The sequence below is a fragment of the Stenotrophomonas sp. WHRI 8082 genome (assembly GCF_040223995.2).
Taxonomy (GTDB): domain Bacteria; phylum Pseudomonadota; class Gammaproteobacteria; order Xanthomonadales; family Xanthomonadaceae; genus Stenotrophomonas.
On record NZ_CP167826.1, the window covers coordinates 3,006,210 to 3,019,935 of the forward strand.

Consider the following 13,726-nt stretch of genomic DNA (forward strand, 5'->3'; position numbering starts at 1 on the left):
GGTGAGTCTCGATTCGAAGTGACGAATGGTGGAAAGCGCCGGCTGGGGCTTTGTCGTTCACGAGCGGAGACGATGCTAGATTCAGTAGCGTCCACGCGTCATTAGACAACGTCAGAACGGGATATCCGCACTTCTGCGGCTGTTTCGTCGTTGCATACGGGCGGGTGGACGAACGTTGAATCCTGCCTGGAGCACCCTCGGTACATGACCCCCGTCGCACGCCACCCCAGCATCTACCTCCTCCCCATCTTCATCCTCTCCGGCTTCGCCGGCCTGATCTACCAGTCCATCTGGAGTCAGTACCTCGGGCTGTTCCTCGGCCACTCGTCCCACGCCCAATCCCTCGTCCTCATGCTCTTCATGGGCGGCATGGCCCTGGGCGCATGGTGGGCCAGCCGGCGTAGCACCGCGTGGCGTTACCCGCTGCTGGCCTACGCCGCCATCGAGCTGCTGATCGGCATCCTCGGCCTCGTCTTCGACTGGACGTTCCAGGGCATCACCGGCCTTGCTTACACCTACCTGTTGCCGGGGCTGCAAGGGCAGGGCGCCACCGCCTTGCGGTGGCTGCTGGCGTCGGTATTGGTCTTGCCGCAATGCGTCCTGCTCGGTGCAACGTTCCCTTTGATGAGCGCGGGCTACCTGCGTGCGCAGCCGCAGGCGCAGGGGGAAGTGCTGGCGGGCCTTTATTTCGCCAACAGCATCGGCGCGGCGTGTGGTGCATTGGCATCCACGTATCTGCTGCTGCCTGCGTTGGGCTTGCCGGGTGCGGTGATGGTGGCAGGGGCGCTGAATATCCTGGTGGCCGCGCTGATCTATCCACTGGCGCGGGCCGGAACAGGTTACGTAGTCAGCGCGAAGGCCGAGGATCCAGCAACACCCCCGCGATCCAGTAAAAAAAGCGGGCACTCTACGCCCCGGATCATGCCGGTGCTGGCCGTGCTGTGCATCGCGCTGCTGACCGGAGCGACCTCCTTCGTCTACGAAATAACCTGGGTGCGCATGCTGTCGCTCGCTCTGGGCACCACGTTGCATTCGTTCGAACTGATGCTGGCCGCGTTCATCGCCGGCATCGCCTTCGGTGGGCTGTGGCTGCGCCACCGCGCCGACCGCATGGCCTCTCCCTTGCGTGTTGCGGGCTGGGTGCAGGTGCTTATGGGCCTTGCCGCGTTGGCGTCGATGTTCGTCTATGCGCAGGCCTTCGAGTGGGTCGGCTGGCTGATGCGGGTGATCGTGCGCAGTGCGGAAGGCTACGGTCTGTACAGCGTGGCCAGTGCGGTAATCGCGGTGGCGGTGATGTTCCCGGCGGCGTTCTTCGCAGGCATGACGTTGCCGCTGCTGACACTGGCGCTGCTGCGCGAGGGGCGCGGTGAAAAGGTGATCGGGCAGGTGTATGCGTTCAATACGCTGGGTGCGATCGTCGGTGTGCTGGCCGCCGTGCATGTCCTGATGCCTATGCTGGGTTTGAAGTACGCACTGCTGGTCGCGGCGGTGGCAGACATAGGTTTGGGGGTGTGGCTGTTGTGGCCAATCGCGAGCCGCGAAAAGGCACCCCGCCGCACAGGCTCCCGGACGGGCGCGTTCACTGCCGTCGCGTTGGGTCTTGCCGGCGTCGTGGCTGCTGTCAGTCTGGTGCGCTTCGACCCGCTGGTCCTCAGTTCGTCGGTGTATCGCCACGGGGGCGCCCGGCTGCATGACAGCGCGAAGATGCTGTTCTTCAAGGATGGCCAGACCGCCACCGTGTCGGTATTCGAGACCGATCGCGGCGCAGGGCCAGTACGTTCGATTGCCACCAATGGCAAGGTGGATGCCGGCATGACGGTCACCCTGGACCAGGAGCCCAGTGGCGATGAGTCCACGATGGTGTTGCTGGGGGCGTTGCCTTTGGCGCTGGGCCATGGCGTTGATCGGGTGGGGGTGATCGGCTTTGGATCCGGCCTTACCACGCACACGCTGCTCGGCGATCCGCGCGTGGGGCGTGTGGACACGGTGGAGATCGAGCCGGCGATGGTGGAGGGCGCGCGCCTGTTCGGTGATCGTGTGTCGCGCGCCTATACCGATCCACGCTCGCATATCGTCATCGATGATGCCAAGGCGCACTTCGCGGGCAGTGGGCAGCGGTACGACCTGATCATCTCCGAGCCGTCCAATCCGTGGGTGGGCGGCACGGCGTCGTTGTTCAGCGATGAGTTCTATGCGTTCGTGCCAAGGCAGCTCAACGAGGGTGGGCTGTTCGTACAGTGGCTGCAGTTGTACGAGATCACGCCGGAGCTGGTGTCGTCCGTACTGGATGGGCTGGTGGATCATTTCAGCGATGTTCGTGCGTATCTGGCCAACGATTCAGACCTGATCATCGTGGCCACGCCGAAAGGCCGGCTGCCGGAGCTCAATGCGGGAATCTTCGACCAGCCGGCGCTGCGTGCGGAGCTGGCGCGCGTGGGCGTGCATGGGCTGGATGACCTGCGCGACACCTTCGCCATGGGAGATGCTGCGCTGCGTGCGTATCCGGCTTTGTATCCGTCGCCGCGTCATTCCGATTACCACCCGATTCTGACCTTGCGCGCGCCAGTGGCCCGCTTCCAGCAGGGATATGTCGGCGACGTGGAATCCATCATGACCGCGCCCTGGCCGCTGACCCGCGACTGGGGTGGGCCGGAGCCGCGACTGCCCCGCGCGGAGGGCAGCCAGTTGAATCTGCAGGTGCTGCAGCGTCGCACCACCGCGCAGCTGTTGTCCCAGCGCCTGCAGCATGGCGCGGACCTGCCTGGCGGCGGCGACCATGCGTTGGCGGACGCGCTGCGGACGTTGGGCGCTCGGTGCGAGATGGAGATTACGCCGCTGGAGACGGCCGGGCTGGTGTTCTTCCTGGCGGGGGAGACCGTGCCGTTCCTTGCACCCGAAGAACGCGAAGCGCTGTGGGTGAAGCCGACGTGGCGGCCCTGCCCGCTGCGCGATCCGACGGTGATTGATGCGCTGGCCCTGGTGTCGGCTGCCGCGTCTGATGACCACGCACAGGTGCTGGCGACCGGGCAGCGGTTGTTGGAAGGGCCGCATAGCGCAGGGCTGCTGGCAGATGCGCGGTCAGGGTATTACCTGTTCGGCGCGCTGCAGCACGCTGCGTGGGCGAGCGGTGACACGCGATTGGCGCGGGCGCTTTCGGACCGCTACTGGGATGCGCTGGGGCCGGATGCACGTGCCAGTGGTCGGCTGCGGTTGCTGACCTACATGGCTGCGCTGGGGAAACAGGACCGGTAGGCCCGAGCCGTGCTCGGCGGATTCTGTCCGGGAGTGGGATGTCTGACGCAGGCCGCGCTTCGCGCTCGCCGACCATGGGTCGGCGCTACCGGGCGATCGGCAATCCGGTAGCGCCGAGCCGTGCTCGGCGGGTTCTCTCCGGGAATGGGGTGTCTGACACAGGCCGCGCTTCGCGCTCGCCGACCGTGGGTCGGCGCTATCGGGTGATCGGCAATCCGGTATCGCCGAGCCGTGCTCAGCGGATTCTGTCCGGCAATGCGGTGTCTGACGCAGGCCGTGCTTCGCGCTCGCCGACCATGGGTCGGCGCTACCGGGCGATCGGCAATCCGGTAGCGCCGAGCCATGCTCGGCGGGTTCTGTCTGGGATTGTGGTGCCTGACACAGGCCGCGCTTCGCGCTCGCCGACAATGGGTCGGCGCTACCGGATGATCGGCAATCCGGTAGCGCCGAGCCGTGCTCGGCGGGTTCTGTCTGGGATTGTGGTGCCTGACACAGGCCGCGCTTTGCGCTCGCCGACTATGGGTCGGCGCTACCGACAGGTCAAGGCGGTGATCCGCTGGGGGCAGTGCAGGGCAACGTGGCTGACTCAGGTAAGATGTAAGGGCTGCAGGGGGAGCCGGCAGCGGACCAACAATGCAGGGCCATGCGGGGCGGGATGCGCCGGGTGGTCTGGAGTGAGGAGCCGCATGAACGCAGTTGCCACCGCTAACCTCGTCGGTATCACCGGCATCGCGCGCCGTCTGGTGCAGGACGGTGCGTTGGATGAAGCCGGCGCCCGTGATGCGATGGCCAAGGCGACCGCTGCGCGGTTGCCGCTGCCGCAATGGTTCGCCCAGAACAAGGTCGTCACCGCCTCGCAGCTCGCCGCGGCCAACGCGCTCGAGTTCGGCATGCCGCTGTTCGATGTCAGCGTGTTCGACGCCAACCAGAGCGCGATCAGCCTGGTCAGCGAGGAACTGCTGCGCAAGCATCACGTGCTGCCGCTGTTCAAGCGCGGCGGCAAGCTGTACGTTGGCACCAGCAATCCCACCCATTCGCTGGACGAAATCAAGTTCCACACCAACCTGGTGGTGGAGTCGATCCTGGTCGATGACGATCAGATCCGCCGGGCGCTGGAGCAGTGGCAGACCAGCCACGATTCGATGACCTCGTCCATGGGCGACGACGACGAGGGCATGGCGAACCTCGAGATCGGCACCGACGACGACATGGCGGCCAGCGACTCGGGCATCGACGCCAAGGGCGACGACACCCCGGTGGTGAAGTTCGTCAACAAGGTGCTGGTGGATGCAATCCGCAAGGGCGCATCGGATATCCATTTCGAGCCGTACGAAGATGACTATCGCGTGCGCCTGCGCATCGATGGCCTGCTGAAGATGGTGGCGCGTGCGCCGGTCAAGTTGAACCAGCGCATCGCGGCGCGCCTGAAGGTCATGGCGCAGCTGGATATCGCCGAAAAGCGCGTGCCGCAGGATGGGCGCATCAAGCTCAACCTGAGCAAGACCAAGCAGATCGACTTCCGCGTCAGCACCCTGCCCACGTTGTTCGGTGAAAAGGTGGTGCTGCGTATCCTGGACGGCAGTGCGGCCAAGCTGGGTATCGACAAGCTGGGCTATGAGGCCGATCAGCAGAAACTGTTCCTGGACGCCATCCACAAGCCGTACGGCATGGTGCTGGTGACGGGACCGACCGGCTCGGGCAAGACCGTGTCGCTGTACACCGCGCTGGGCATCTTGAACGATGAAACGCGCAATATCTCCACGGCCGAAGATCCGGTGGAAATCCGCCTGCCCGGCGTGAACCAGGTGCAGCAGAACAACAAGCGCGGCATGACGTTTGCCGCCGCGCTGCGTTCGTTCCTGCGCCAGGATCCGGACATCATCATGGTCGGCGAAATCCGCGACCTGGAAACCGCCGAGATCGCGATCAAGGCGGCGCAGACCGGTCACATGGTGCTGTCCACGCTGCATACCAATGACGCGCCGCAGACCATCGCACGCCTGATGAACATGGGCATCGCGCCGTACAACATCACCAGTTCGGTCACGCTGGTGATCGCCCAGCGCCTGGCGCGTCGCCTGTGCAACAACTGCAAGCGCCGCACCGACCTGCCGGCGCATGCCTTGCTGGCCGAGGGTTTCACCCAGGCACAGCTGGATGCGGGCATCGAACTGTATGAAGCCGTCGGCTGTGATGAGTGCACCGAAGGCTACAAGGGCCGTACCGGCCTGTATCAGGTGATGCCGATGACCGACGAGATCTCGACGATCATCCTGGCTGGCGGCAACGCGCTGCAGATTGCCGATGCCGCCCAGGCGATCGGCGTGAATGACCTGCGCCAGTCCGCGTTGATCAAGGCTGGCAAGGGCGTGACCAGCCTGGCTGAGATCAACCGCGTGACGAAGGACTGAGGGTGCTGACGGCCGCTGGCCGTCATTCCCGGATCTGACGGCCATCGGCCCTCATCACCGGTCTCTAGCCTGAATCGCCTCGGTCATCACGACGGTGAATAATTTCAACTGAAACTGTCATCGCGATCGTGTCTAATACGTTTCCCCACCGCGACACCCCACGCTCATGTCCCTCCAATCCCATGGCCCCGCGCCGTGCGACGACGCTGACGGCCACCTCGTCACTGCCGGTCCGCTGACCCCGCCGCCGGACGTTGCCGGCACTGCGCTGGATGCCAAATCACTGCGTCATTCGTATGCCGAGGACGTGCAGGGCATGGTGCTGGCCACGCTGGTGGCGTCGTTGGGCCTGGCCATCTTTGCCAAGGGCGGGCTGATGATCGGTGGCATGGCCGGGCTCGCCTTCCTGATCCACTACGCCGCCGGCTGGAACTTCGGGCTGGTGTTCGTGCTGGTCAACCTGCCGTTTTACTGGGTGGGCGTGCGCCGCATGGGCTGGGAGTTCACCTTGAAGACCTTCGCAGCCGTCACCGCCTGCGGCATCCTGACCGACCTGTTACCGCGCTGGGCCGATTTCGCGCATATCGCGCCGTTGTATTCGGCGTTGGTAGGCGGCGCTTTGGCGGGGCTGGGCATCCTGTTCTTCATCCGTCACCGGGCCAGCCTGGGCGGCATCGGCATTCTGGCGGTCTACCTGCAGCGCACCCGTGGCTGGAGTGCCGGCAAGGTGCAGATGAGCTTCGATGCCATGCTGATGTTGGTGTCGTTTTCGGTGCTGGCGCCGATCCAGGTCATGTATTCGGCGATCGGCGCGGTAGTGCTCAGCCTGGTGCTGATGTTCAACCATCGCCCCGGTAGGTACATGGGCGTCTGAGCGGCCGCTGCGCTCGCCGAGCATGGCTCGGCGCTACCGGGCACAGGCGTTACCGCCGGGGCCGGTACATGGGCGTCTGATCGGCCGCTGCGCTCGCCGAGCGTGGCTCGGCGCTACCGGGCGCAGGCGTTACCGCCGGGGCCGGTAGATGGGCGTCTGATCGGCCGCTGCGCTCGCCGAGCATGGCTCGGCGCTACCGGGCGCAGGCGTTACCGGGACGCCCACGCGGGTTTCAATTCGAGTATCCGCGCCTGTACCGGGCAGTCATCGGCGTGGGCGCCTTTCAGGTAGCCCAGGCTCATCAGGAACTCGCCGGTGATCTCGCCGCCGGTGAAGCGGAACGTCTTCTTGAACAGCTTCACCCACTCGGCTTTGTCCAGCGGGTGATGGGCATCCAGCCACCCGATGAAGCTGCCGTGGCGCTCACGCAGTCCTTGGATCACCTGCGCATTGTGGATCGCCGCGGCCACCTTCAAGCGGTTGCGGATGATGCCCGCGTCACCGAGCAGGCGGTCGATGTCCGGCTGTTCGTAGGCCGCCACCACATCCACATCGAACCCGTCATAGGCGCGGCGGAATCCTTCGCGCTTCTTCAGGATGGTTTCCCAGCTCAGCCCAGCCTGGTTGATCTCCAGCACCAGCCGTTCGAACAGCTCCCGTTCTTCGCGCTGCGGAAAGCCATATTCGTGGTCATGGTAATGGCCATGTACGGGATGGCCTGGGGCGATGAGGCAATAGCCGCTCATGGCGTCTGCTCCGGTTCTTCGGAAAAATTATCGATGCTGACCGGCGGCCGGCCATCGACCGCCAGACCTGGCCAGCGCGGCGCCTGTGGAACCAGCTTGCCCTCGCGCACGGCGGCATGCAGCTGTGCACTGCCGCCGCGGGTATCACCGGAACCAAATGCATAACTGCCTGCGGTCCACCAGCCCTGGCGGCCCAGTGCGTGCAGCTGGCAATACGCGCCCAGCTGATGCGGCAAGGCACACAGCAGCACGTCCTGTCGGCCGTCGTTGTCGAAGTCAGCGCTCACGATCACGCAGGGCTTTTCGCCATCCAGGCAGTCACCGGCTTCCAGCTTTCGTGCCAGCAGCGCCTGCCACCAGCTGTCCGGCGGGGATGCTGATCCGCTGGCAAGCGGCAGGCGCTTGCGCAGCACGGTGACATCCCGAATGCCCGCGTCGATGGCCGGCTCGCCTGTGCCCCACTGCCCGGTGCGGGCCAGCACCTGGGTGACCACGCTGCTCGCACGTGCGTCGGCAACAAATGCAGGCTCCTGCTGCAGGTCACGCAGGGCCTGCACGCCGCGGCGGCCGACCTCGAAGCGCAGCATCATCGCATCGGCGATGCTGATGCCATCGGGGTTGGCCAGCAGACGCGCGCGCTGGCTGGCGACGGTGATGCGCGCCGGGTCCAGCAGGGGCGAGCTCGACAGCAGGGCTGCGCCGAGTACCACCCAGCACATGACCCGGTTGACCGGCTCCAGTCCCTGCAGCCAGCGCCCGCGCCGATGCACCGCCGCCCAGCCGTAACCCAGCGCGTAACCGATCACCACCACAGCGATCAACACGGCCCAGAAGCGGTCCAGCGTCCAGCCGTACTGGGTGATGCGCAGGCACGTGGCATACAGCGCCAGCGCGGCGAGCACCGGCAGCGCGAGCAGGCTGGCTTCCACCAGACGCCGCAGCCATGCAGGGTAGGGCGGTGTGTCGCTGTCATGCTGGTAGACGGCGTTGACGAAGGTCACCAGCAGCAGTGTCAGGGTGATCAGCAGGAAGGCGGCCGAGCGGGTGTTCCACAACGCGTCCAGGCCGGTGAAGGGCAGGCTGACGGTGAAGATCACCGTTATGAAAGACAAGAGTGGCAGCAACCCGCGGCATACGGCGAACAGCACCTGACGGGTGATCCGGATCGCGCGCTGCTGGGTGCGGCCAATAAGTACGCCGAAGCCTGCCAGCGTGCCGGTGGCCAAGGCGATGAAGGCGTCCTGGCCGAACAGCTCCTTGAAGAAGGTGATGTTCAACAGACCGAACAGCGCTGCCCACAACCACAGCAGCAACCAGGTGAGCAGGGTGAACAACGCGGCCAAGGCCAGCGTCAGACCGTTCTGCCACGCGCGTTCGAACAGCGCGTCATAGCTGGCGCGCCAGTGCCCGTGCTGCAACCGATACTGCCACCACGGCAGGCTGATGAACGTGGCAATGGCCATCGCCAGCGAGAACGGCAGGCGCAAGGGTTCGCTGCGCAGCCCGGTCTCGCCCTGCAGGTTCCAGCCGATCCAGCTGGACAGCCCCAGCACCACCACCGACGCCACTGCGGCGTGCAGCCACAGTCGGCGGTCACGCAGGTCCACGGCGGTCAGCGCGATGGCGGTGGGCACGGTCAGCACCCACGCATACCAGCGGTAGCGCGAGCCGATATCCTGCAGCGGCCAACTCCCGGCCAGTTCCTGCGCCACATACAGCATCAGCCCCTGCAACAGCGCAATGAGCACGATGGCACTGCGGGTGGACGGGGGCAGTGGGGGGCTGGTGGGCATCGCGGTCTCACAAGCTGCGGCGTGGCCGCCATCCTACCGTCTCACGCACCCACACACGGCCCAGCAGGTAGAATGTGGCCCATGCCTGAGATCTCCACATCCCTCGCCCATCATCTGCTCGTCGCGCTGCCCTCGCTGGCAGAGGCGCCCTTCGCCCGTAGCGTCGCGCTGATCTGCCAGCACGATGAAAACGGCACCATGGGCGTGCTGGTGAACCAGCCCACGGATTACACCATTGGTGAGGTGCTGGCCCAGATGGACATCACCACCGACGACGAGGCGCTGCGCGTGCGCGTGGTGCTCAACGGCGGCCCGGTACACCCCGAACGCGGCTTCGTCATCCATGACGACGCACGTGCGTGGGAGTCCAGCCTACCCGTGGGGGACGGCCTGTTCCTGACCACCTCGCGCGACATCCTGGAAGCGATGGCACGCGGCGATGGCCCGGCCAATGCCTTGGTCACCCTCGGCTGTGCCGGGTGGGGCGAAGGACAGCTGGAAGGCGAACTGGCGGACAACAGCTGGCTCACCGTGCCGGCCGACGCCGACCTGCTGTTCCGCACGCCGCTGGACGAGCGCTGGCAGGGCGCGGCCTCGCGCATCGGCGTGGACATGTTCCGGATGACCGATTACAGCGGCCATGTCTGAGCCGGCCGCCATCCCCCGCGATGGCACGGTGCTGGGCTTTGACGTCGGCTCGCGCCGCATCGGCGTAGCCATCGGCAGTGCGTTCGCTGCGCATGCGCGCGCGGTGGCCGTGGTGGATGTACACGGCAGCGGACCGGACTGGGCGGCGGTGGAACGATTGATCAAAGAATGGTCGCCCAACGGCCTGGTGGTGGGCGATCCGCTCACTCTGGACGGCAAGGACCAACCCAACCGCAAGCGTGCGCAGGGCTTCGCCCGCCAGTTGCGGGAACGTTTCAAACTGCCGGTGGTGATGATCGACGAGCGCTCCAGTTCGGTCGAAGCCGCGCGCCGCTTCGCGGTTGAGCGCAGCGAAGGGCGCAAGCGTCGCCGTGATGCCGCCGCGCTGGACGCGGTGGCCGCTGCCGTGATCATCGACCGTTGGTTGTCCAGCCCGGATGACGCCATTCCTGTTTCCTGACCTGCCGACCCCTGCCCATGACTGCCTCGCAATTCGATTCTTCCGGACGCCTGCGTCACCTGCTCACCCTTGAAGGCCTGCCGCGCGACACCCTGTTGCAGCTGCTGGATCGCGCGGGGCAGATCCGCGACGCCGCCGTTGGCCGGGTCGGCAACAAGCGCGCCGTGCTGGCCGGGTCTGCGGTCTGCACGCTGTTCTTCGAGCCGTCCACGCGCACCCGCAGCTCATTCCAGCTGGCCGCGCAGCGGCTCGGCGCCGATGTGCTGAACTTCGATGCGTCCACTTCGTCCACCCGCAAGGGCGAGACCGCCACCGACACGCTGCGCAACCTGGAAGCGATGGGCGTGCGCGGCTTCGTCGTGCGTCACCCCGATGATGGGGCAGTGGCCGAACTGGCTGCCTCGGCGGGCGAAGGCACCGCGCTGATCAATGCCGGCGACGGCCGCAGCTCGCACCCCACCCAAGGGCTGCTGGACATGCTGACTCTGCGCATGGCCAAGGGCAGTGATTTCGCGAAGATGAAGGTAGTGATCGTGGGCGACGTGAAGCACTCGCGCGTGGCCCGCACCGACCTGCATGCGCTGCGCACGCTGGGCGTGGGCGAGATCCGGGTATGCGGTCCGCAGTCACTGCTGCCGGACGATGACACCCTGCACGGCTGCGTGGTCGGCGACGACTTCGATGCCATGCTGGAAGGCGTGGACGCGCTGATGATGTTGCGCCTGCAGCGCGAGCGCATGGAAGAAGGCCTGGTGCCGTCACTGGAGCAGTACCACGCGCAGTACGGTCTGCATGCCGCCCGCTTGGCCCGCGCCGGCAAGGATGCCGCCGTGCTGCATCCCGGCCCGATCAACCGCGGCGTGGAGGTCACCGACGAGGTGGCCGACGGCCCGCAGTCGTGGGTGCTGCGCCAGGTCGCCAACGGCGTCGCCGTGCGCATGGCGGTGCTGGAAACGCTGCTGGGTTGACCCTGCGGGGCAACGGCTCAGTCCGTTGCCCCGTAGTTACCCCGATTGCCCCAGGCGCCACGCCAGGGGGCAATCCTCAGCAGTTTGAGCCGATGCAGATGTTGTCCATTTCAGCCTTGGCACAATTGCCCCTGCTTCTGCATACATAGCCTTTGTAATCGATTCCGGTGTCGTGGTCGGGGGGAGGCCAGCGTATCGTTGCTGGAGCAGACCCGCGCTCTTGCCGGGCCGTCAATACGGTATCCAAGCTGGACGGTACGCCGAACAATGCGAGCAGGCGACTCAGCTCCGACGGTCGTAGTCCATCCAATGGCGTGTAGCTGAACGATGCCAATCCTTTATCTGAAAAATAAAGGCTGTCTAGGAATCTGCCTCGGTCATCTGCCGTCAACAGCTTTAATGGAGAGTCCTGTGGCTCGTGAGTCAGCCATGCCTCCAATTCGTTTTCAGTCCGGATCTCGTACGGGGAATGGGAGCCACTACCTGCTGTTGCCTGCGGGTCGGCCGACGCCAGTGGCGAGCTTGCAAGTGCGATGGATAGAAAGATGGAAAGCGTATGGTTTCTCATGCGTCATCCTCATTGTTTCCCCTGTTCGCGGATCTGTTCATCGGGCGGGCCTGGCCCTGCAGGTCGAGCCACCTCGTCAGTGCCTGCTGGGTCCGCTCGTTCCATCCGTCGAGATGCAACTGCAGCGTACCGTTTGAGAATATGAAGAACTGCGGTGTATCCCACACCTGCACGAACGGCCAGTCCCGTTCGTGGCGGGCGATAAGGAGAGCCTGATCCCGATGTGCCGCGTTCCACTCCGCTATCAGCGGTAATTGCAGGTTGCCGTCTACTGGCGTCAGCCACCTCACGGTAGATGGACGCCGCTCTGGCGCGATCGTGCGCATCCAGGCTGCCGCCTCGCGTGAGAAACCGCAGGCAGGATGCCCCAGGATCAACACGCCGCTATATGGGTGCATGTCCAGGGGGAGCTCCAGCAGCCGCGACCCATCTGCAGAGACCGCGTAGGCGTTATGTCGCTGTGGGGCGGACATCCGCTCCACCTTCGGCACGGTGGTCAGTTGAACCTCGGGGAAGCGCTTGGACCAGTATGAAGCGCCGTCGAAATCACGCTGGGCCAGCAGCATGCGATGGACGTAGCTTATCTCGCGATGATCTGCTGCCTGCCGGCCGTGCAGTATCGAGGCCAGCGCGGCAGCTTCTTTAGCCAAGCCCTCATCCGGCGCGTGATGTGCGACCGTCGCCAGCCCGTACAGCCGTGCTTTCAGGAGTTCGGTGGAGGACTGGGCATCAGCGGGCGTGGCACCGAAGTGGTGAAGGAACGCACGTCGTATCTGATCGGCACGGTCTTTTGAATCGCGCGACGAGATAACCTTTACATCACGTTTAAAGGCGACAAGGAGCGTCTCAGTGGGCGCAGCGCTAGCCAGTGCAGATAGGATGAGCCCTGCAAGGAGCAGGGTCAGCCTCGCGGATGGCGCCCGCCAACAAACAGTGTCGAGTTTCATGTCAGACCCCTGCGGCTTCTTCTTTCAACCTATCTGGCGAAGCGGTCGTGGGCTATCAAAAATCGCGCGTGTAGTGAATGCCGGCCGCTGGTCGTCAGGGCGTCACGGTGCCCGCAGAGGGATCGGCGACCTGCGTTCAATTTTTCGCTGCTCATGGCCCATCGTGCGGGGTGCCAGGGCGGGGCGCAGTCGGTGCAGGGTTGAGCGTGGGGTGGGGGAGGGCTGACGGCCAGCGGCCGTCCTTACCTGGCCTCAGCGCTTCTGCGCGAACAGCCAGGTCCACATGGCCGCGTCCGCGTACGTGGCATCCCACGCGTTGTGGTTGCCGTCCGGGTATTCGGTGTAACGGGCATCGCGTGCGCCGACTGCCTTGAAGGCAGCGTGCAGCTTGCGGTCGTCGCCGGGCGGCACGACGTCATCTTCGGCGCCATGGAACATCCAGATCGGCACGTTCTTCAACCGCGCCGCGAGCGCCGTGTAGGGGTCTGCTTCGTGGGCGACCGCCTCGACGAACAGGCTCTCCCGCTCTTCGCGCGGGGCCAGCACCGCGCCGCATACCGGCACGATGGCGGCGAACCGCGTCGGCTCGGCCAGTGCGATGTTCCAGCTTCCATAGCCGCCCATCGACATGCCGGTCAGGTACTGACGGGCGGGATCTGCCGCGAACTCGGCAACGCTGGCGTCCAGCGCAGCCAAGGCGATGCGGTTGTTGCGGCCACTCCATTCCTCGCGGTTGGGCACCTGCGGCAGCACGACCAAGGCCGGGAACGTCTTCGCATGTTCGCGCAGATACGGCCCGATGCCTGCCTTGGTCTGCTTCCTGCCATCGCGGCCGCGCTCGCCGGACCCGTGCAGGAACAGCACCACCGGCAGGGGGCCGGCCGCGCGGATGGCGTCGGAGGGAACGAACACCTGGTAGCGCGACGCCTGACCGTCAACGGTGATCGTGCGCGATTCAAAATGCCCGGCGGTGGGGTCCGGCGCCGTGGCGCAACCGGCGAGGGTCATCATGAAGACGGCAAGTGCGGAGCAACGCAGCAGCAGACGGCGCATGGGAGT

11 protein-coding genes are annotated in these 13,726 nt (G+C 65.5%); 6 read left to right on the top strand and 5 right to left on the bottom strand.

The window, feature by feature from the left end:
* Positions 1 to 204 precede the first annotated feature (204 nt).
* From ABRP17_RS13020 to ABRP17_RS13030, 3 genes are all read left to right on the top strand, one after another.
* Positions 205 to 3,252 carry a fused MFS/spermidine synthase gene (locus ABRP17_RS13020; protein ID WP_349985727.1) on the top strand — a complete coding sequence of 1,016 codons (3,048 nt, stop codon included), beginning with the start codon at positions 205 to 207 and terminating at the stop codon, positions 3,250 to 3,252.
* A 686-nt stretch (positions 3,253 to 3,938) separates the two neighbouring features.
* Positions 3,939 to 5,663 (top strand): type IV-A pilus assembly ATPase PilB, encoded by a 1,725-nt coding sequence (pilB, locus tag ABRP17_RS13025; protein WP_188326367.1) that lies wholly within the window; start codon positions 3,939 to 3,941, stop codon positions 5,661 to 5,663.
* 166 nt (positions 5,664 to 5,829) lie between these two features.
* Positions 5,830 to 6,537 carry a YitT family protein gene (locus ABRP17_RS13030; RefSeq protein WP_192093984.1) on the top strand — a complete coding sequence of 236 codons (708 nt, stop codon included), beginning with the start codon at positions 5,830 to 5,832 and terminating at the stop codon, positions 6,535 to 6,537.
* 209 nt (positions 6,538 to 6,746) lie between these two features.
* On the opposite strand, the gene ABRP17_RS13035 is transcribed toward ABRP17_RS13030, so the two are convergent.
* Complete coding sequence (locus tag ABRP17_RS13035; protein WP_349985726.1) at positions 6,747 to 7,283, bottom strand: DNA-3-methyladenine glycosylase I; 537 nt, start codon at positions 7,281 to 7,283, stop codon at positions 6,747 to 6,749.
* Positions 7,280 to 9,076: a DUF4153 domain-containing protein gene (locus tag ABRP17_RS13040; protein WP_349985725.1), complete on the bottom strand. Its 1,797-nt coding sequence runs from the start codon at positions 9,074 to 9,076 to the stop codon at positions 7,280 to 7,282. The genes ABRP17_RS13035 and ABRP17_RS13040 overlap by 4 nt, the downstream gene beginning before the upstream one ends.
* Positions 9,077 to 9,157: 81 nt before the next feature.
* On the opposite strand from ABRP17_RS13040, the gene ABRP17_RS13045 reads away from it, so the two are divergent.
* Genes ABRP17_RS13045 through ABRP17_RS13055 form a run of 3 tightly spaced genes read left to right on the top strand, consistent with a single transcriptional unit; the run spans position 9,158 to position 11,152 of the window.
* On the top strand, positions 9,158 to 9,724 hold the full coding sequence (locus ABRP17_RS13045) for a YqgE/AlgH family protein (protein WP_188326371.1): 567 nt from the start codon (positions 9,158 to 9,160) through the stop codon (positions 9,722 to 9,724).
* Positions 9,717 to 10,184, top strand: coding sequence for a Holliday junction resolvase RuvX (ruvX, locus tag ABRP17_RS13050; RefSeq protein ID WP_188326372.1), 468 nt, complete (start codon positions 9,717 to 9,719; stop codon positions 10,182 to 10,184). The genes ABRP17_RS13045 and ruvX overlap by 8 nt, the downstream gene beginning before the upstream one ends.
* A gap of 17 nt (positions 10,185 to 10,201) precedes the next feature.
* Positions 10,202 to 11,152 (top strand): aspartate carbamoyltransferase catalytic subunit, encoded by a 951-nt coding sequence (locus ABRP17_RS13055; protein ID WP_188326373.1) that lies wholly within the window; start codon positions 10,202 to 10,204, stop codon positions 11,150 to 11,152.
* A gap of 76 nt (positions 11,153 to 11,228) precedes the next feature.
* Here the strand turns inward: ABRP17_RS13055 and ABRP17_RS13060 are convergent, their stop codons facing one another.
* The 3 genes from ABRP17_RS13060 to ABRP17_RS13070 all read right to left on the bottom strand — a co-directional run bounded on the left by ABRP17_RS13060 (position 11,229) and on the right by ABRP17_RS13070 (position 13,720).
* Positions 11,229 to 11,720 carry a hypothetical protein gene (locus ABRP17_RS13060; protein ID WP_349985724.1) on the bottom strand — a complete coding sequence of 164 codons (492 nt, stop codon included), beginning with the start codon at positions 11,718 to 11,720 and terminating at the stop codon, positions 11,229 to 11,231.
* Positions 11,717 to 12,667, bottom strand: a complete 951-nt coding sequence (locus ABRP17_RS13065; protein ID WP_349985723.1) for a hypothetical protein — start codon at positions 12,665 to 12,667, stop codon at positions 11,717 to 11,719. The genes ABRP17_RS13060 and ABRP17_RS13065 overlap by 4 nt, the downstream gene beginning before the upstream one ends.
* A 252-nt stretch (positions 12,668 to 12,919) precedes the next feature.
* A complete protein-coding gene (locus ABRP17_RS13070) occupies positions 12,920 to 13,720 on the bottom strand; it encodes a prolyl oligopeptidase family serine peptidase (protein ID WP_349985722.1) in 801 nt (266 codons plus the stop codon).
* Positions 13,721 to 13,726: the final 6 nt, after the last annotated feature.

Bases quoted from the DNA above. Each gene is read 5' to 3' on its own strand.
- ABRP17_RS13035 (WP_349985726.1), bottom strand. From the start codon at position 7,283: ATGAGCGGCTATTGCCTCATCGCCCCAGGCCATCCCGTACATGGCCAT.
- pilB (WP_188326367.1), top strand. From the start codon at position 3,939: ATGAACGCAGTTGCCACCGCTAACCTCGTCGGTATCACCGGCATCGCG.
- ABRP17_RS13030 (WP_192093984.1), top strand. From the start codon at position 5,830: ATGTCCCTCCAATCCCATGGCCCCGCGCCGTGCGACGACGCTGACGGC.
- ABRP17_RS13060 (WP_349985724.1), bottom strand. From the start codon at position 11,720: ATGAGAAACCATACGCTTTCCATCTTTCTATCCATCGCACTTGCAAGC.
- ABRP17_RS13055 (WP_188326373.1), top strand. From the start codon at position 10,202: ATGACTGCCTCGCAATTCGATTCTTCCGGACGCCTGCGTCACCTGCTC.
- ABRP17_RS13065 (WP_349985723.1), bottom strand. From the start codon at position 12,667: ATGAAACTCGACACTGTTTGTTGGCGGGCGCCATCCGCGAGGCTGACC.
- ABRP17_RS13020 (WP_349985727.1), top strand. From the start codon at position 205: ATGACCCCCGTCGCACGCCACCCCAGCATCTACCTCCTCCCCATCTTC.
- ABRP17_RS13040 (WP_349985725.1), bottom strand. From the start codon at position 9,076: ATGCCCACCAGCCCCCCACTGCCCCCGTCCACCCGCAGTGCCATCGTG.
- ruvX (WP_188326372.1), top strand. From the start codon at position 9,717: ATGTCTGAGCCGGCCGCCATCCCCCGCGATGGCACGGTGCTGGGCTTT.
- ABRP17_RS13045 (WP_188326371.1), top strand. From the start codon at position 9,158: ATGCCTGAGATCTCCACATCCCTCGCCCATCATCTGCTCGTCGCGCTG.
- ABRP17_RS13070 (WP_349985722.1), bottom strand. From the start codon at position 13,720: ATGCGCCGTCTGCTGCTGCGTTGCTCCGCACTTGCCGTCTTCATGATG.